We start from the raw sequence: 17,297 nt of genomic DNA on the forward strand, positions 1-17,297 counted from the left end.
TCAGCGGATGGTCTGCGCGAGCTCGCTCAGCAGGCCTCCGCCGGCCGGATCGTCATCGGTGCAGGCGGGGACGATGATCAGGTCGTCGACACCTGCGTCGCGATACTCGTCCGCCCGCGCAGCGGCCCCGCGGCCGGTCAGGGCGACGGACTCGATCAGCTCCTCCGGGATGGCCGCCAGCAGCTCACGCGGGTGCGGACGCGAGCGGGCCAGCTCGACCTGGCGCGCGAAGCCGGCGCGCTGGAACATCTCCGCGTACCCGGCGGCTGCCAGGTGCGGCAAGTCGGTGCTGCCGGCGTTCGGATGCGGGTCCTGCAAGGCCATCGGCGTCACACCGCGCGATGTCTGCACCACGATCTCCGACGATCTGAGCCGTGAGCTCAGCTCGACGCGCAGCAAGCGAATCGTACGGCTGGCTGCCCGTCCCACGATCGACGCCACCGCCCTGCTGGGCGATGGCTGGTCGACCGCCTTGCTCGGTAGCGCACTGCTTGGGGTACGCACCTTCAGCGAGCTGCGCGCCACGCTCGGCCGGATCTCCAGCGCGACGCTGTCCGAGAAGCTGCAGCGCTTCATCGCCAACGGCCTACTGGTACGTGAGCCGTCGCACCCGCCGGGCGGCCGCGCGCCGTACCGGCCGACGCCGAAGGCGCTCGACTCCTTCCCGGTCTTCGCAGCGCTCATCGAGTGGGCGGAGGGCTGGGGCAGCGAGACCGGCTTGAGCTTCACCCACGAGCAGGGCGAGCGGCCGCTCGTGCCCCGCTACACCTGTAATTCCTGTAACCGCGAGATGCGGCGGACGACGACGTTGTTCGTCAGGAGCCAACCGACCCGGTCGGCTCGCTAGAGCTCGATCGGCTGTCCGTGCGGGGTGCGCGCAGCGGCGTCGTGCCACGCCTGCGTCGTACGAGCGATGTCGTCGGCGGAGGCTACCTGTCGAGAGACGAGCATCTCCTGCAGCGCGTCAGCCCACCGCTCGTAGTAGTCACTGCCGTCGCTCGCCCCGTCGGCCACGTGGCGTCCGAGCAGCTGCGCCCACTCCGGCCAGCTGAACAACCCACGCTCGTGCAGGCTCACCGTCATCGCGAACACCTGCGCCTGCCACGGCGACGCGAAGACCTGCTCATCACCGCGTGGCGGCAGGGGGAGCTGGTCGCCGCAGACCACCGAGATGTGCTGCAGGGTCTGGGCCGCGCTGCTCATACCGCCTCCAGGTAGGGCTCCCACGCGTCGATCGACACCGTAAGGGTCGGGTCGGCGTCCGCACCCCACAGCTCGGTGCCGGCGAAGTCGACGGTGTAGAGCCACTCGGGCGTCTTGTCGCCGCGCTCGCCGAGCGGCGCGGCGCTGCGGTCGGGGAACACGTGCGCGCCACGGACCGCGATGACGGTGCCGACCCGTCCGCGGGCATAGCGCGGCAGGCGGGTGTGGGTCACCGGGTTGATCTGCCGCGCGCGCACCTGCTGGCCGACGGCGTACGCCGGTTCGCTGTCGGTCGGTCGTTCGTAGGAGCCCTGGCTGGCGAAGAGGGCGAGAAGCTCCTCGCCGGTCCACGCGGTCAGGTCGTCGCGCTGCAGCAGCCCGAGCGCCTCGATGGCGTTCTCGAGCGCGAGGGTCCAGATGCGGTAGTAGCTGCTGGCCAGGTAGATCGACGGCGGGAGCTTCTCGCGCTCGTGCCGCATCTGGTCGATGTTCCACAGCCCGAGCGCGCCCAGCGCGAGCGTCATCGCCAGCGCCCGCTTCTCCCACTCGGCGTGGAAGACGTGCTCGTCCCTCTCGCGCACCACTGGCCCGAAGCCGTGGGTGCCGCCCATGTCGTGGACGCTGTTCATCCCTGCCCTCCCGGTGCCTGGGCCAGCCCGGTGCCGATCATGCTGTCTCGGGTGACCAGCTCGGCCAGCTGCTGCTCGTTCAGGCCGTCGGTGCCCTCGGGCCGCATCGGGAGCACCAGGTAGCGCACCTCGGCGGTCGAGTCCCAGACCTTGATCGCGGTGTCCTCCGGCAAGGTGACGCCGAAGTCTGCGAGGACGCCGCGCGGATCGATGACCGCCTTGGAGCGGTAGGCCGGTGACTTGTACCAGACCGGCGGCAGCCCCAGCACCGGCCACGGGTAGCAGGAGCACAGGGTGCAGACGACCATGTTGTGCTGCTGCGGGGTGTTCTCCACCGCGACCATGTGCTCGCCCTGCCGGCCGACGTGCCCCAGCGATGCGATGGCGGCGTCGGCGTCGGTCAGCAGCCACTGCCGGTACTCGGGGTCGCTCCATGCCTTCGCCACCACCTGGGCGCCGTTGTGCGGCCCGACCTCGGTCTCGTATCGCTCGATGACGGCATCCAGGGCGGCGCGCTCGACCAGGCCGCGTTCAATCAGCAGCGTCTCCAGGGCGCGGACCCGCGCGTCCATCTCGGACAGCTCGCTGTACTCGGGGTGCTCGTGACCGTGCCCATGACCGTGCTCGTGGCTCATGGGGCAACCCTACCGGCATGACGAAGCCCCGCGCCGCAGAGCGCCGCGGGGCTTCGTCGTGACCTCGAGCTGTCTAGACGCGCTCGACGTTGTGGTCGTTGGCGGACTCGTGGTCCTCGGTGTTCTGGCCGGTGTGGAACTCGTACTGCAGGCCGATCACCATGCCGATCACCATGACTACGCCGATGCCTATGAGCCACGGGTACCAGAACGAAACCCCGAAACCGATGACCGCGATCGCGCAGGCCAGGCCGAACGGGAAGTACGAGGCCGGGGCGAAGAAGCCGAGCTCGCCGGCGCCCTCGATGATCTCGCCGTCGGTACGGTCCTCGGGGCGGGCGTCGATGCGACGGGAGACGAACCAGAAGTAGCCGCCGACCATCAGGCACAGGGCCGAGGCCAGGACCAGTGCAGCTCCGCCCGCAGGCTCGAACTCGCTGACCGGCAGGTACACAGCGGCGGCGATCCCCAGGAACGCGCCACAGATCAGGAAGATGACGGATTCAAGCTTCATGCTCGTGCGTCCTTACCAGTCGTTGTTCGCGGTGCGGCTCGGGTCGAACGGCGACGTGCTGGTCGAGTACGGCTCCTCGCCGATCGACTCCAGCGCCTCGGAGTTCGACATCCCAGACTCACGCGCGCTCAGGTAGTCCTCGTACTGCTCGGGGCTGACCACGCGCAGCTCGAAGTTCATCTGGGCGTGGTAGACACCGCACAGCTCGGCGCAGCGGCCGACGTACGCGCCCTCGGTGCCTTCCTTGATGTCGACGATGAACTGGTTCGAGCCCTCGAGGTCGGGATCGCGCAGCGTGCCATCGTCGTTCATGCCGTGCGGGATCACGTCGAGCTTGTACAGGAACTCGGGGATCCAGAAGGAGTGGATGACGTCCTGGGAGAACAGGGTGAACTTCACCGACGAACCCGACGGCAGCACCAGCACCGGGATCTCGTCGGTGGTGCCGACAGTCTTCACCATCTGGTCGGTGTTGGCGTCGGTGGTGTCCTCGTATTCGAACTGCCAGTTCCACTTGTAGGCCGTCACCTCGACGTTGTGGTCGGCCTGCCGGTCGAGGTCAGTGACGTCGTTCTGCACGATGACGGTGTAGTAGAACAGAACCGCGATGCCGACGAACGGGAACGCGGTGTAGACCACCTCGAGCGGCATGTTGTACGCCGTCTGTCGCGGCAGCTCTTCGCTCTTCTTGCGGTGGAAGGTGACCGTCCAGAAGGTCAGGCCCCACACGAGGACGCCGACCGCGAGAGCGGCTACCGAGGACCACGACCACAGGATGCGCATCTTCTCCGCCTGGTCGGTGATGCCGACCGGCCAGCCGAAGCGCAGGTTGTCCTCGATCTCGGCGCGCGAGCAGCCGGCGAGGAAGATCGTGCTGAGCAGCGCGATCCCGGCGGTGCGCATCGTGCGCTTCAGGCGGTTGCGGGGCACGTGTGTCCTCCCTGTACGCGTGACCTGCGGGGCGCGAGGCTGCGCAGGTCAAACGGATCCAGATGTACGTCGATCAGACTAGACGACGGACGTTCCCGCTGTGTGCTCTGGGTCAGGTTTTGCGACGCGGCGCGTCGCACCGCGACGGCCCGTCCGAGACCGGACTCTATGCTGGTCCGGTGCCCACGCCCCTCATCCTCGACTGCGACCCCGGCATCGACGACGCCATGGCGCTCGCGCTGCTGCTCGGCCGCGCGGACGTCGAGCTGGTCGGCATCACCACCGTCGCCGGCAACGTGCCGCTGGAGACGACCACGGCGAACGCGTTGCGGCTGACCGAGCTGTTCGGCTTCCCGGAGATCCCGGTGGTCGCAGGTGCCCCGCACCCGCTCATCCGCCCGAGCGTGAGCGCTGCCTACGTGCACGGAGCCGATGGGCTCGGCGGCGCGCCCGTGCCGCCGGCGACTCGCTCACTCACTGGCGGCTTCGGTCCGGACTTCATCATCGACGCGCTGCGGGAGCGCCCCGGTGAGATCACGCTCGTCGCGGTCGGCCCGATGACCAACGTCGCACTGGCGCTGCGCAAGGAGCCGCGGATCACCGAATGGGCGCGCGAGGTCGTGCTCATGGGCGGCTCGTGGACCCGCGGCAACATCACCGCGGCTGCCGAGTTCAACTTCTACGCCGACCCCGAGGCAGCGGCCGTGGTGTTCACCGCCCCCTGGGAGCCGGTCCTGGCCAGTCTCGACCTCACCCTGCAGGCGCGGGTCGACGAGCCGGTGCTCGACCGGTGGCGGGGCTACGGCCCGCTGTCGGACGCGCTGCTGGTGCCGTCGCTGGCCAACTACTTCGACAACCGCGCCGCCGGCGGCACCATCAAGGCGCCGCGGTCGCACGTGTCCTCCGGCACCGGGCCGGCGATCCACGACGCCTGCGCGGCGGCGTACGCCTTCGCCCCCGAGCTGTTCGGTTCGATGCGCGCCCTGACCCGGATCGAGACGCACGGCGAGCTGACCGCAGGGATGAGCGTGGTCGACTTCACCGCTCCAGAGGGCAGCGCGGACGACCGGCACGGGCACGGCAGCATTCACGCCAACTCGACCGTGCTGACCGAGGTCGACACCGAGGGCTTCTGGAACCTGATGAGCTCGTCGTTCGAGGCGCTCGCGCGACGCATGCAACAGCAGTAGGTCCGCCCGCGTCAACGCCCAGTCGATACCCTGAATCTCTCGGTCCGGACCTCGCCCATCCCCTGAAGGAGTGCCCCCGTGTGCGGAATCCTCGGCATGTACTGCACCGATCAGCCGGCATCGCAGTACGCGGCTGCGGTACGCGCCGCACTTCCGCAGATGCACCATCGCGGCCCGGACGACACCCAGACCTGGCATGACGACCACGTCGTCCTGGGCTTTGCCCGCCTGGCGATCATCGACATCGAGCACTCCGCACAGCCGCTGGCCTACGACGGCGGCCGGTATCGGATCATCTTCAACGGCGAGATCTACAACTACCTGGAGCTGCGCGAGCAGCTGGCCAGCGAGTTCGGCGCGCAGTTCACGACTGACGGCGACACCGAGGCGATCGTCGCGGCCTACAAGCACTGGGGAGACGAGTGCGTCACCCGGCTGCGCGGCATGTTCGCCTTCGCCATCTGGGACACGCAGGAGCAGCGCGTCTTCGGCGCCCGCGACTACTTCGGGATCAAACCTCTCTACTACGCCGAGCACGAAGGCCGGGTGCTCTTCGGCTCAGAGAAGAAGTGCCTGCTCGAGCTGATCGGCTCGGTGCCCGGTGAGCACCCGGACCCGGTCGACACCGGCGCGCTGCAGGACTATCTGCGCCTGCAGTACGTGCCGGAGCCGGCGTCCATGCAGACCGGCGTACGCCGGATCGAAAGCGGCTGCACCTTCACCATCGAGGGCGGGCGGTTCTCGACCACGCGCTACTTCAAGCCGGCCTTCCCGATCACCCCGGTGCGCGGGGACGCCGAGCAGCAGCGTCTCTACGACCGGATCGCCGAGGTCATGGACGACTCGGTGCGCATGCACATGCGCGCCGACGTCACGGTTGGCTCGTTCCTGTCCGGCGGCATCGACTCGACCGCGATCGCGGCACTGGCCAAGCGCTACAACAAGGACCTGCTGACCTTCACCGTCGGCTTCGAGCGCGAGGGCTTCAGCGAGGTCGACGTGGCCCGGGAGTCCGCCGAGGCGATCGGCGTCACCCACATCACGAAGGTCGTCACGCCGCAGGAGTTCATGGACGCCGTCCCCCTGATCGTCTGGTATCTGGACGACCCGGTCGCCGACCCGGCGCTGGTGCCGCTGTGGTTCATCGCCCGGGAGGCCCGCAAGCACGTCAAGGTCGTGCTCTCCGGCGAGGGCGCCGACGAACTGTTCGGCGGGTACAACATCTACCGTGAGCCGCTGTCGCTGAAGGCTTTCGAGAAGGTACCGGGCGCGCTGAAGAAGGTGCTCGCGTCGGCGTCCCGGCGGATGCCTGAGGGGATGCGTGGCAAGGATCTGCTGCGCCGCGGCACGATCCCGATCGAGCAGCGCTACTACGGCAATGCGCGGCTGTTCCGCGACGACGAGCTCGGCTTCCTGCGGACGCATGACCGCTCGCACTCGATCATGGACATGACCCGCGACATCTACGAGCGGGCGGCCGGGCTGGGTCTGGACGACGTCACCAAGATGCAGTACGTCGACCTGTTCACCTGGCTGCGCGGCGACATCCTTGTCAAGGCGGACAAGGTCACGATGGCCAACTCGCTGGAGCTCCGGGTGCCCTTCCTCGACCGCGAGGTCTTCGAGCTGGCGCGCACGATCCCGGTCGAGCAGAAGGTCACCCGCGAGACCACCAAGTACGCGCTACGCCAGGCGCTCAAGCAGATCGTGCCCGCACACATTTGGGGCCGGCGCAAGCTCGGTTTCCCGGTGCCGACCCGGCACTGGCTCAAGGACGAGATGTACGAGTGGGCCCGCGACATCATCCGCTCCTCGGGAGCCGGGCACCTGATCGACCTGGCCGCGATCGAGAAGATGCTCGACGCACACCGCGCCGGACCATTGGACTACTCGCGCAAGATCTGGACCGTGCTGATCTTCCTGGTCTGGCACGCCATCTTCATCGAAGGCACCATCAAGCCCGAGATCCCCGACGTCCACTACCCCGTCCGCCTGTAGTCGCCCGGTCCGCCGCCTTCGGGCTTCGGCCCAGACGCCCAGAGCAGTTCGTTAGGTGACCTAACTATCTCGGTCGGGGCCGGTGATCTGTGGGAGAGTTCTTCTATGGAATCCGTTGTCATCTGTAATCCCGTGCGTACTGCGATCGGCGGCTTCAAGGGCGTGTTCACTCCCCTGCAGGCCCCGGAGATCGCCACCCAGGCCCTGAAGGGCCTGATGGAGAGGACCGGCCTAAAGGAAGGACAGGTGGACGACGTCATCCTCGGCCAGTGCTACCCGAACGGCGAGAGCCCGGCCATCGGCCGCATCGCCGCGCTGGATGCTGGGCTGGGCATCGAGACCGGCGGCTGGCAGCTCGACCGGCGCTGCGGCTCGGGCCTGCAGGCGGTGCTCAACGCGGTCATGCAGGTCGCGATGGGAGTCGACGAGACCATCGTCGCCGGCGGGGCGGGGGCGATGACCAACGCCGAGTTCTACGCGCTCGGCCTGCGCCCGGGCGGCAAGGGCGAAAAGCTCGAGCTGGTCGATCGGCTGATGCGCGGCCGGGTCACGGCCGGCGGCAAGACCTTCCCGGTCGAGGGCGGCATGATCGAGACCGCCGAGAACCTCCGCGCCGAGTACCGGGTCAGCCGCGAGGAGCAGGACGAGTTCGCCTACCAGTCGCAGATGAAGGCGGCCGCGGCGATCAAGGAGGGCAAGTTCGCCGAGGAGATCGTGCCGATCACCCTGCCCGCGACCCGCAAGACCCCCGAGCGGCAGATCACCGAGGACGAGCACCCACGGCCCGAGCCCACCGTCGAGAGCCTGGCAAAGCTCACCCCGATCCGCGGCAAGCTCGACCCCGAGTCGACCGTCACCGCCGGCAACTCCAGCGGCCAGAACGACGCGGCCTCGATGTGCGTGGTCACCACCGAGGCCAACGCCGCCGAGCTCGGCCTGACTCCAATGGTCAAGCTCGTCGGGTGGGCGCACGCCGGCGTCCCGCCCAAGACGATGGGCATAGGACCGGTCCCCGCGGTCGCCAAGCTGTTCGAGCGCACCGGGCTGAGCTGGAAGGACATCGACCTCATCGAGCTCAACGAGGCCTTCGCCGCGCAGGCGCTCGCCTGCCTGAAGGAGTGGGGCATCTCCGGCGACGACGAGCGGCTGAACGTCAACGGCTCGGGCATCTCGCTGGGTCACCCGGTCGGCGCGACCGGCACCCGCATCCTCACCACGATGGCGTACGAGATGAAGCGCCGCGGAGCCCGCTACGGCCTGGAGACGATGTGCATCGGCGGCGGCCAGGGCCTCGCCGCTATCTTCGAGCGGGTCGACGCCTAGACACACCAGCGACGTCGCAGAAAGCACTGGGCCGGGGCTCCCCGTAGAGGGGAGTCCCGGCCCTGGCTGACTCTCATCAGGGCGCAGGTCGCGCCGCGCGATGCGCGCCTAGCTGAAGCTGTCGCCGCAGGCGCACGAGCCGGTGGCGTTGGGGTTGTCGATGGTGAAGCCCTGCTTCTCGATGGTGTCGACGAAGTCGATCATCGCGCCGCCGAGGTACGGGACGCTCATCCGGTCGACCACGACCTCGACGCCGTCGAAGTCCGAGACCTTGTCGCCGTCGAGCTGACGCTCGTCGAAGAACAGCTGGTACCGCAGGCCCGAGCAGCCACCGGGCTGGACGGCGACGCGCAGCCGCAGGTCGTCACGGCCCTCCTGCTGCAGCAGCGACTTGACCTTGGTGGCCGCGGCCTCGGAGAGCTGGATGCCGCTGGTGGCTTCGGTGGTAGCGCTCATGTCTTACCTCTATCTGTGTGCCGGGGTGCGTGGCTCTGAGGTCAACACGCACGTCTGGTGCCTGATTCCCGATGTACCCGGCCATCGTACGCCGTCCCCGGATCACCGTGCCCACTCTCGCGCGATCCGTTCGCTCACTTCGCGCAGCACCTCCGCCGACTCGTCAATCGCCCGCCGCTCCCCCGCATGCTCGACCAGGGAGTAGGTCCCGTCGATGCCGTACGCCGCAGCCTGGCGCCGTCCGAGCCCCACTCGACCGGCCACGACGACGCACGGGACACCGGCATCCTGGGCGAGTCGGGCGACTCCGCCGGCGACCTTGCCGCGCACGGACTGCTCGTCGAAGGACCCCTCGCCGGTCACGACCAACGAGGCACCGGCGATCTCCTCCGCCAGGCCGGCGGCATCGGCGACCATCTCGAAGCCGCTGCGGCGATGGGCCCGTAGCGCGAATAGGGCCGCGCCCATTCCTCCGGCGGCGCCCGCCCCGGCGGCCTGCAGCACCGACTCACGCACCGGCCGGTCCCGGTCCAGCACCTCGCCCCAGCGCCGCAACGCCGTGTCCAGCAGGCGGACGTCGTCCGGCGAGGCGCCCTTCTGCGGCCCGAACACGGCGGAGGCGCCGTCCGGCCCGCACAGCGGGTTGTCGACGTCCGTCGCCGCGATCACCCGGGACGCCCGGAGCGCAGCGGTCCCCGCGACCCGGTCCACGCCGAGCAGCGGGAGGGCGCCCGGCGCGAGCGCCACCCCCGCCTCGTCGTAGGCGACGATCCCGAGCGCGGCGAGCAGGCCTGCCCCGCCATCGTTGGTAGCGGAGCCGCCCAGCCCCACGATCAGGACCCGGGCGCCGCCCTCGACCGCGGCCAGCATCAGCGTGCCCACGCCGTACGACGACGCCCACGAGGGGTCGCGCCGCTCGGTCAGGTGCAGGCCGGCTGCCTGCGCCGACTCGACGTAGCCACGGCCGTCGCCGTCCAGCAGCACCTGGCCGGTCGCCTGCTCCCCGAAGGGCCCGACGGTGGCGACGTCGATCACGCGAGCGCCCTGCACGGAGCGCCGCAGCGCGTCGATGAACCCCGGCCCGCCGTCCGACATGGGCGCCTGAACCAACTCGGCGCGGGTACCCATGCCATCCGCGATCGCCGCGGCAGCCTGCGAAGCGGTGAGCGTCTGGCCGAAACCGTCGGGTGCGATGACTACCTTCACACCTTCACCCTCTCATTCCCGACCGCCCTCGGGGGCACGCCGCCCGGGATGGAACAATCATGGGTCGCCCAACCGAAGGACCCAGAACATGAAAGCCTCCGCCATCGACCTGGTTCGCCCGATGACCTTCGATGACATCGACCGCGTGGTGAAGATCGCCCGCCGCGCGTACGACGAGGACATCACGGACCTGCAGGACGCCCGCGGCATCGAGCCGTGGGCCGATCCGAAGCAGATGGACCCCGCCGGCGCTCGCATCACCTCGCACGACCTGGCCGAGCACATCCTCGCTACCGATCCCGACCTGTGCCTCGTCGTCGAGGACGGCGGCAAGATCCGCGGCGCCAGCATGGCGATCGACCGCGAGGGCACCATCGTCATGTCGATGAGCGCCGTGCCGCCGAAGCACCAGGGCCAGGGCTACGCACTGGCGTTGATCGAACGACTGCGCAGCGTGATCGACAACCACATGCGCTCGCTGGCCGTCGTGCGGGCCGCCGAGACCATCAGGACCCTGTTCCCGTGGAACTTCGACGTCCACCCGTCCATGCGTGCCGAGGGCGAGATCCAGCGTGATCGGCTGCCGCGGCTGAAGTCCGTGCGGGACGGCGACGAGAACGACCGCGACCTGCTGGAATTCATCGATCGGCGGCTGCGGGGTGCCAGCCGCGGCCGCGACCATGAGCTGCTGCTGAACGGCGCCCGGCTGTTCGTCGCCGAGGACCGGTCCGCCAGCGGCTATGCCTACGCCCACCCCAACGGCGCGCCGCTGACGGTCGCCGCGTCGACGACCGCCCTGGCGCGCGAGCTGCTGTTCGCCTGTCTCGCCTCCGGAACCCCCGGGACCCCACCGGTCGTCCGCAACATCACCGGTGAGCAGCGCTGGGCCTTCGACGTCGTACGCCTGCTGGGCATGGATCTGCACATCGCCGGACCGGTCATCGTTCGCGGGATGGCGCTGCCCTCCCCCTATCTCGCGCACGACTCGCTCGGCTGAGCCGTTCGCCTATCCTGGAGCCACCATGAAGATGCCCTGGTCGAAGTCCGCCCCCGCCCCAGCCGAGCCCCCTGCCGTACCGGCCGCGCCGGCCGACGAGGTGGAGGTGCATCGCGACCCCACGGCGCCCAAGGGGCGGCCGACGCCCAAGCGCCGGGAGGCCGAGGGGCGAGCGCGCGGCCCGGTCGCGCCGCCCCCGACCACCGGCAAGGAGGCCCGGGCCCGGGCCCGGGAGAAGGCCAGGGAGCGCAAGGCAGCCGGCCTGCCGCCGGAGCGGCAGGAGCGCGCCATGTCCGCCCGCGAGGAACGGATCACCGCCCGCGACGCCGGGCCCGAGCGGGCCCTGGTGCGCGACATCGTGGACTCGCGGCGCAGCATCAGCTCGTTCTTCCCGCTGTTCGCGGTGGTCATCCTGGTCGCGATGTTCGCGGGCCTGCCGACGAAGAACCCGCAAATGTACAACTACCTGACGCTGACCTGGCTGGCGTTCTTCGTCGTGATCATCGTGGAGTCGTATTTCCTGTCCCGAGTGATCGGCACCGCGGTCCGGCAGCGCTTCCCGAAGACCGACCAACGGATGGGATCGCTGAAGTACTACGGCGTCATCCGCGGCCTGATGATGCGCCGGCTGCGCTACCCGAAGCCGGTCGTCGAGATCGGCGAGGCCTACTAGCCCAGCCTCGTGGCGCGGCTCAGGTCGGCGGGTGCAGGCTCATCCCCGAGTAGATGACCTCGCCGTCCTCGACCAGGGTCACCGAGTCGACGCCCCGCTCCAGCAGCTCCTGCCACCGGTCGCCGACCCAGGTCTCGGCGTCGGTCTGATCCTCGAACTCGGGCACCTCGATGCCGCTGAGATCCTTGTCGTTGTTCGACTGCAGGGTCCAGGTCCAGCCCATCGCGCATTCCTCTCCTCGGTCGTCGGCCCTACCGTACGTGCGAGGCGACGAACGGCGGCTTGACGATCGTCATCGTCGACGTCCGGCCCCGGACGTCGACCTGTACCTCGTCGTCCTCGCCCAGCCCGGACTCGCGGGTGATGAGCGCCAGCCCGATGCCCTTGCGCAGGGTGGGCGAGAACGTGCCGCTGGTCAGCTCACCGACGATCCGCCCGTCGGCGTCCTTGACCTGCATGCCCGGGCGCGGGATGCCCCGGTCGGTGGACAGCAGGCCCCACAGCACGCGCTGGGGCTTGGCCTCCCGCTCGGCCAGCAGCCGCTCCCGTCCCCAGAATCGCGGCTTCTTCCAGCCGACGGCCCATCCCGCGCGGGCCTGGTTCGGAGTGATCTGCAACGACAGGTCCTGCCCGTGCAACGGGTAGCCCATCTCGGTGCGCAGCGTGTCACGCGAGCCCAGCCCGCACGCTGCCGCGCCGAGATCATGTCCCTTCTCCAGCAACGCGTCCCACAGCACCACTGTGTGCTCCCAAGGCGCCACCAGCTCATATCCGTGCTCGCCGGTGTACCCAGTGCGGCAGACGGTCAGCTCGATCCCGTCGTACGACGCCCGCTCGAAGGCCATGTAGTCGTGGCCGGTCGGCAGCCCGAGGCGTTGCAGCAGCTCGGCGGACGACGGGCCCTGCACGGCGATGACTCCGAACTGCTCGTGCTGGTCGCTCAGCCGCAGCCCGTCAGGGAGCACCTCGGCCATCCGGCGGACGACCTCGGCCGTGTTGGCGGCGTTCGGCACCAGGAACACCTCATCGTCCGAGACCAGGTAGGCGATGAGGTCGTCGACGACGCCGCCGGTCTGCTCGTCGCAACAGAGGGTGTACTGAGCCGCGCCGGGCGCGATGCGGTCGAGGTCGTTCGTGAGCACCGAGTTGACGAAGTCCTTGGCACCGGGGCCGGCCACGGTGGCCTTGCCGAGGTGGGAGACATCGAAGATCCCGACCCCTTCGCGAACCGCCTTGTGCTCGGCGAGCACGCCCGCGCCGGCGTACTCGATCGGCATCGACCAGCCGCCGAAGTCGGCCATCTTGGCGCCCAGCACCTGATGCCGCTCGTGCAACGGGGAATGACGCAGACCGCTCTCGCTCATGCTGCGAAACTACCGCCTGCGGCAGCTTCCCTCCAGAAGGGATCACCGGGTGCCGCGTAGGGTGGGTGGTCGACCGGCCGCCGTTGGCCATCCGAGACGCCAGAACCGTGACACCGCCCTGGAGGAAACCCGTGACCGATCTCGTCCTGTCCGACCGCAGCCTCGATGCCCTGAAGCTGGACGCGGTCATCGTGGGCGTCGCCAGCCGCGACGACGAGCTCGTCGTCCTGGAGGGTGCCGAGCAGCTCGATCCGGACGCGCTTGTCGAGATGCTCGTTGCCTTGGGGGCAAAGGGATCCGACGGCGAGGTCACCAAGACCGTGCTCCCCGGGGGACCGGCACCGGTCGTCATCGCGGTGGGGCTGGGTGCCCTGGGCGGGGACGACGCGGCGCATCCCGAGCCCATCGACACCGAGCGGGTACGCAAGGCCGCGGGCGCGGCGATCCGCGCGACGAAGGGAATGTCGCACGTGGCGATCACCCTCGCCGGGGTCAACGGCGAGTACGACGCCGAGCTGGTACAGGCCGTGGGCGAAGGGGTGATGCTCGGCGGCTACACCTTCGGCGAGTACAAGAGCGAGCAGCCGAAGGCGAGCGAGCTACCTGCCACGAGGGTCTCGGTCATCGTCGACAAGGCGCGGGCGACGGCCAACACGTCCGCGTTGAAGCGGGCGGTCAAGATCAGCGAGGCCGTGGCGATGGCGCGTGACTTCGTCAACACCCCGCCGAACGACCTCTACCCGGACTCCTTCGCCAAGCGCGCCAAGGCGCTCGCCCAGCAACTTGGGGTCAAGACCGAGATCCTTGACGAGCGTCGGCTGGCCTCCGGTGGCTACGGAGGCATTCTCGCTGTCGGAGGCGGCAGCGACCGCAAGCCGCGGCTGCTGCGCCTGAGCTGGACGCCGACCGGCATCAAGCGCGGCACGCCGAGCGTGGCGCTGGTCGGCAAGGGCATCACCTTCGACACCGGCGGCATCTCGATCAAGCCCGCCGCGAAGATGGACCTGATGAAGACCGACATGTCGGGGGCTGCCGCGGTCATGGCCGCGACCCTGCTGGTCGCCGCGCTCGAGCTGCCGATCAAGGTCGTCGCCACGATCCCGTTGGCCGAGAACATGCCGAGCGGGTCGGCGTACCGGCCGGCGGACGTCGTCACCCATCGCGGCGGCAAGCGCTCGGAGATCCTCAACACCGACGCCGAAGGTCGCGTCGTCCTCGCCGACGCGATCGCCCGCGCCTGCGAGGACGGGCCCGACTACCTGATCGAGACCTCGACCCTCACCGGCGCCCAGGTGGTCGCACTCGGCGAGCGGACCGCCGGCGTGATGGGCTCGGAGGAGTTCCGGGACCGGGTCGCCGGAGCGGGCACCTGCGTGGGCGAGGCAGCCTGGCCGATGCCGTTGCCGCAGGACGTCCGGGACGGCATGAAGTCCAAGACCGCGGACATCGCGAACATCGGCACCGGGCCGGGCGGCATGCTCGCCGCCGGGCACTACCTCAAGGAGTTCGTGACGGACGGCGTCCAGTGGGCGCACATCGACATCGCGGGACCGTCGTACAACAGCGGCGGTGCGTACGGCTATGTCGCCGAGGGGGCGACCGGCGCGCCGGTACGCACGATCCTGCACGTCATCGAGGACATCCTCACCGCGGGCTAGGCCTGACGCTCAGTCCTTCTTGTTGCGCGCCGACCAGTCCCGCATCCGCTGCGGGTAGCCGGTGCGCTGCACGTCGTACACCGGGATCTTCAGCTGGTCGGCGAGCTTGCGGGCCGTCTTCTCGGTCGTGCGGCGCCTGGTCCACTCGCCGTCCGCGGCCACGAGCAGCACGCTCATCGGCGTGACGTTCGTGCGCGGCTCGACGTACGCCTCGACGCTCTTGCGGGTCTGCGCGAACTGCCGCAGGTGCGCCAGATCGTCCTTCGAAGGCGCCTGATCGAGCGTGCCGGAAGGCTTCGGTCGGCGGCGCAGACGGTCACGCAGACTCACGAGCGGCTCCTCAGGTGTCCGGGCGCGCATTGCGGACGGGAAAGTGACAAGATGTGAGGGTACGTGCTCCGCTGGCCGCGTGCTGCGGACACTGAGGACAACACTGATGACTCTAAGGAGATGCCGCTCATGTCGGTCTCGGTAACCATGCCAGCGCTCGGTGAGAGCGTCACCGAAGGAACCGTCACCCGCTGGCTCAAGGCCGAGGGCGATCAGGTTTCCGCCGACGAGCCGTTGCTGGAGGTCTCGACCGACAAGGTCGACACCGAGATCCCGTCGCCCGCTTCGGGCACTCTGCAGAAGATCATCGTCCAGGAGGACGAGACGGTCGAGGTGGGCACCGAGCTGGCCGTCATCGGTGACGGCGAGGGTGACGGGGGCGGGGCCTCCGACGAGCAGTCCGCCCCGGCGCAGGACGACGCGCAGGATGCTGAGGCCGAGGACGCCCAGGCGCAGCAGCAGGAGGCCCCTGCCGAGCAGACCGAGGACGCACCCCAGGAGCAGGCGCCGGCGCAGGAGGCGCCGTCGTCGGACGCGCCGTCCACCGAGCAGGACGACGCCGCGCAGCAGCCGACCGCCGAGGACACCGGGCAGAGCTCTGCCGAGGGAACCGAGGTCACCATGCCAGAGCTGGGTGAGAGCGTCACCGAGGGCACCGTCACCCGCTGGCTGAAGCAGGTCGGTGACGAGGTCGCCGTCGACGAGCCGCTGCTGGAGGTCTCGACCGACAAGGTCGACACCGAGCTGCCCTCCCCCGCAGCCGGCACGCTGCTGGAGATCCGGATCGAGGAGGACGAGACGGTCGACGTCGGCACCGTCCTGGCGATCATCGGCCAGCAGGGCGCGGCCGCCCCGAAGCAGGAGGCCCCCAAGCAGGACGGCGCGCAGCAGGAGCAGCCGAAGGCCGACGAGCCCAAGGCCGAGCCGAAGGCTGAGGAGCCCGCGGACGAGCAGGACGACCTGAAGCCCGAGGAGGGTGAGGAGGAGCCCGCTCCCCCGCAGACCCAGCAGGCCGCCGCCCCGGCGCCGGCCCCGGCTCAGGCGACTGCCCCGGCGCCCGCGCCGGCTCGCCCGACCGCGCCCGAGCCGGCCCCCGCCAAGGCCGCGGATTCGCCGAAGAGCGAGGAGAAGAAGGACGCTCCGACGAAGGATGCCTCGAAGAAGGACGATGGCGCGGCCTACGTCACCCCGCTGGTGCGCAAGCTGGCCGCGGAGAACAACGTCGACCTGAGCACTCTCGAGGGCACTGGCGTCGGCGGCCGGATCCGCAAGCAGGACGTCCTCGCGGCGGCCGAGGCAGCGAAGGCACCGAAGACCGAGCAGTCGGCTGAGCCGGCCAAGGCCGGCGACCAGCAGACCGGCACCCCGCCACAGGGAATCGGCGCGGAGACCTCGAACCTGCGCGGCTCCACTGAGAAGCTCAGCCGGCTGCGCCGACTGATCGCCAACCGGATGGTCGAGTCGCTGCAGACAGCGGCCCAGCTGACCACGGTCGTCGAGGTCGACGTCACGCGCGTCGCTCACCTGCGCGACCGGGTCAAGGCCGACTTCCAGAAGCGCGAAGGCGTGAAGCTCAGCTTCTTGCCGTTCTTCGCGCTCGCGGCCGTCGAGGCCCTCAAGGCCCATCCGGTGGTCAACAGCGAGCTCGACATGGGAGCCGGCACCATCACCTACCCGGACGCCGAGCACCTCGGCATCGCCGTCGACAGCAACCGCGGCCTGGTCGTGCCGGTGATCCACAACGCCAGCGACCTCAACCTTGCAGGATTGGCCCGCAAGATCGCCGATCTCGCCCAGCGCACGCGCGACGGGCAGATCGGCCCGGACGAGCTGGCCGGGGGCACCTTCACGCTGACCAACACCGGCAGCCGTGGCGCCCTGTTCGATACGCCGATCATCAACCAGCCGCAGAGCGCCATCCTCGGCACCGGCGCGGTCGTGAAGCGGCCGGCTGTGATCGATGATCCGGAGCTCGGTGAGATCATCGCCGTCCGCTCGTTCCTCTACCTCGCGCTGTCGTATGACCATCGCGTGGTCGACGGTGCGGACGCCGCGCGCTTCCTCGGCACGATGAAGGAGCGCCTGGAGGCGGGCAACTTCGAGGCCGACCTCGGTATCTAGCACCGACCTGCACAACGTCGGCGTCTGGTCGCGCGAAAGGGGGCCGTGTGCCTGCGCAGCACACGGTTGC

Annotated in this window: 19 protein-coding genes; 8 read left to right on the forward strand and 11 right to left on the reverse strand. The window is 69.5% G+C overall.

What is annotated here, in order from left to right:
• Entirely contained in the window at positions 1-324 is a 324-nt protein-coding gene (locus tag DAA40_RS02900; RefSeq protein WP_158716194.1) for a hypothetical protein, read from the reverse strand.
• Between DAA40_RS02900 and DAA40_RS02905 the strand changes: the two genes are divergently transcribed.
• Positions 287-847 carry a helix-turn-helix domain-containing protein gene (locus tag DAA40_RS02905; protein ID WP_158716195.1) on the forward strand — a complete coding sequence of 187 codons (561 nt, stop codon included), beginning with the start codon at positions 287-289 and terminating at the stop codon, positions 845-847. The genes DAA40_RS02900 and DAA40_RS02905 overlap by 38 nt on opposite strands.
• Here the strand turns inward: DAA40_RS02905 and DAA40_RS02910 are convergent.
• From DAA40_RS02910 to DAA40_RS02930, 5 genes are all read right to left on the reverse strand, one after another.
• Positions 844-1,203 carry a nitrile hydratase accessory protein gene (locus tag DAA40_RS02910; RefSeq protein WP_106848213.1) on the reverse strand — a complete coding sequence of 120 codons (360 nt, stop codon included), beginning with the start codon at positions 1,201-1,203 and terminating at the stop codon, positions 844-846. The two genes, DAA40_RS02905 and DAA40_RS02910, sit on opposite strands and share 4 nt — an antisense overlap.
• Positions 1,200-1,832, reverse strand: coding sequence for a nitrile hydratase subunit beta (gene nthB, locus DAA40_RS02915; protein WP_106848214.1), 633 nt, complete (start codon positions 1,830-1,832; stop codon positions 1,200-1,202). Before nthB ends, DAA40_RS02910 begins: the two co-directional genes overlap by 4 nt.
• Positions 1,829-2,467, reverse strand: coding sequence for a nitrile hydratase subunit alpha (nthA, locus tag DAA40_RS02920; RefSeq protein WP_106848215.1), 639 nt, complete (start codon positions 2,465-2,467; stop codon positions 1,829-1,831). The genes nthB and nthA overlap by 4 nt, the downstream gene beginning before the upstream one ends.
• Positions 2,468-2,540: 73 nt before the next feature.
• Complete coding sequence (locus DAA40_RS02925) at positions 2,541-2,981, reverse strand: cytochrome c oxidase subunit 4 (protein WP_106848216.1); 441 nt, start codon at positions 2,979-2,981, stop codon at positions 2,541-2,543.
• A 12-nt stretch (positions 2,982-2,993) separates the two neighbouring features.
• The gene (locus DAA40_RS02930; protein ID WP_234356216.1) at positions 2,994-3,911 is read right to left on the reverse strand and encodes a cytochrome c oxidase subunit II; all 918 of its coding nucleotides are present in this window, start codon (positions 3,909-3,911) and stop codon (positions 2,994-2,996) included.
• A gap of 179 nt (positions 3,912-4,090) precedes the next feature.
• On the opposite strand from DAA40_RS02930, the gene DAA40_RS02935 reads away from it, so the two are divergent.
• From DAA40_RS02935 to DAA40_RS02945, 3 genes are all read left to right on the forward strand, one after another.
• A complete protein-coding gene (locus DAA40_RS02935; RefSeq protein ID WP_106849227.1) occupies positions 4,091-5,101 on the forward strand; it encodes a nucleoside hydrolase in 1,011 nt (336 codons plus the stop codon).
• Positions 5,102-5,179: 78 nt separating this feature from the next.
• Positions 5,180-7,099, forward strand: coding sequence for an asparagine synthase (glutamine-hydrolyzing) (gene asnB, locus DAA40_RS02940; protein WP_106848217.1), 1,920 nt, complete (start codon positions 5,180-5,182; stop codon positions 7,097-7,099).
• A gap of 105 nt (positions 7,100-7,204) precedes the next feature.
• The gene (locus DAA40_RS02945) at positions 7,205-8,422 is read left to right on the forward strand and encodes an acetyl-CoA C-acetyltransferase (protein ID WP_106848218.1); all 1,218 of its coding nucleotides are present in this window, start codon (positions 7,205-7,207) and stop codon (positions 8,420-8,422) included.
• A 108-nt stretch (positions 8,423-8,530) separates the two neighbouring features.
• Here the strand turns inward: DAA40_RS02945 and erpA are convergent, their stop codons facing one another.
• Both erpA and DAA40_RS02955 read right to left on the reverse strand, forming a co-directional pair.
• Entirely contained in the window at positions 8,531-8,878 is a 348-nt protein-coding gene (gene erpA / locus DAA40_RS02950; protein WP_106848219.1) for an iron-sulfur cluster insertion protein ErpA, read from the reverse strand.
• A 102-nt stretch (positions 8,879-8,980) separates the two neighbouring features.
• The gene (locus DAA40_RS02955; protein WP_106848220.1) at positions 8,981-10,084 is read right to left on the reverse strand and encodes a glycerate kinase; all 1,104 of its coding nucleotides are present in this window, start codon (positions 10,082-10,084) and stop codon (positions 8,981-8,983) included.
• 88 nt (positions 10,085-10,172) lie between these two features.
• Here DAA40_RS02955 and DAA40_RS02960 point away from each other — a divergent pair, with 88 nt between their 5' ends.
• Together DAA40_RS02960 and DAA40_RS02965 are read left to right on the forward strand one after the other, a co-directional pair.
• On the forward strand, positions 10,173-11,081 hold the full coding sequence (locus DAA40_RS02960; protein ID WP_106848221.1) for a GNAT family N-acetyltransferase: 909 nt from the start codon (positions 10,173-10,175) through the stop codon (positions 11,079-11,081).
• A gap of 25 nt (positions 11,082-11,106) precedes the next feature.
• Positions 11,107-11,754 carry a DUF3043 domain-containing protein gene (locus DAA40_RS02965; protein WP_106848222.1) on the forward strand — a complete coding sequence of 216 codons (648 nt, stop codon included), beginning with the start codon at positions 11,107-11,109 and terminating at the stop codon, positions 11,752-11,754.
• Between the two features lie 19 nt (positions 11,755-11,773).
• Here DAA40_RS02965 and DAA40_RS02970 read toward each other — a convergent pair whose 3' ends face one another.
• Together DAA40_RS02970 and gcvT are read right to left on the reverse strand one after the other, a co-directional pair.
• A complete protein-coding gene (locus tag DAA40_RS02970; RefSeq protein ID WP_106848223.1) occupies positions 11,774-11,977 on the reverse strand; it encodes a hypothetical protein in 204 nt (67 codons plus the stop codon).
• Between the two features lie 28 nt (positions 11,978-12,005).
• Positions 12,006-13,118 (reverse strand): glycine cleavage system aminomethyltransferase GcvT, encoded by a 1,113-nt coding sequence (gene gcvT, locus DAA40_RS02975; RefSeq protein WP_106848224.1) that lies wholly within the window; start codon positions 13,116-13,118, stop codon positions 12,006-12,008.
• 131 nt (positions 13,119-13,249) lie between these two features.
• Here gcvT and DAA40_RS02980 point away from each other — a divergent pair, with 131 nt between their 5' ends.
• Positions 13,250-14,776 carry a leucyl aminopeptidase gene (locus DAA40_RS02980; RefSeq protein WP_106848225.1) on the forward strand — a complete coding sequence of 509 codons (1,527 nt, stop codon included), beginning with the start codon at positions 13,250-13,252 and terminating at the stop codon, positions 14,774-14,776.
• A 9-nt stretch (positions 14,777-14,785) separates the two neighbouring features.
• On the opposite strand, the gene DAA40_RS02985 is transcribed toward DAA40_RS02980, so the two are convergent.
• Positions 14,786-15,106 (reverse strand): oxidoreductase, encoded by a 321-nt coding sequence (locus tag DAA40_RS02985; protein WP_199849476.1) that lies wholly within the window; start codon positions 15,104-15,106, stop codon positions 14,786-14,788.
• Positions 15,107-15,235: 129 nt separating this feature from the next.
• Between DAA40_RS02985 and sucB the strand changes: the two genes are divergently transcribed.
• The gene (sucB, locus tag DAA40_RS02990; RefSeq protein ID WP_106848226.1) at positions 15,236-17,227 is read left to right on the forward strand and encodes a 2-oxoglutarate dehydrogenase, E2 component, dihydrolipoamide succinyltransferase; all 1,992 of its coding nucleotides are present in this window, start codon (positions 15,236-15,238) and stop codon (positions 17,225-17,227) included.
• Positions 17,228-17,297 lie beyond the last annotated feature (70 nt).

The sequence above is a fragment of the Blastococcus sp. Marseille-P5729 genome, assembly GCF_900292035.1.
Lineage (GTDB): Bacteria > Actinomycetota > Actinomycetes > Mycobacteriales > Antricoccaceae > Cumulibacter.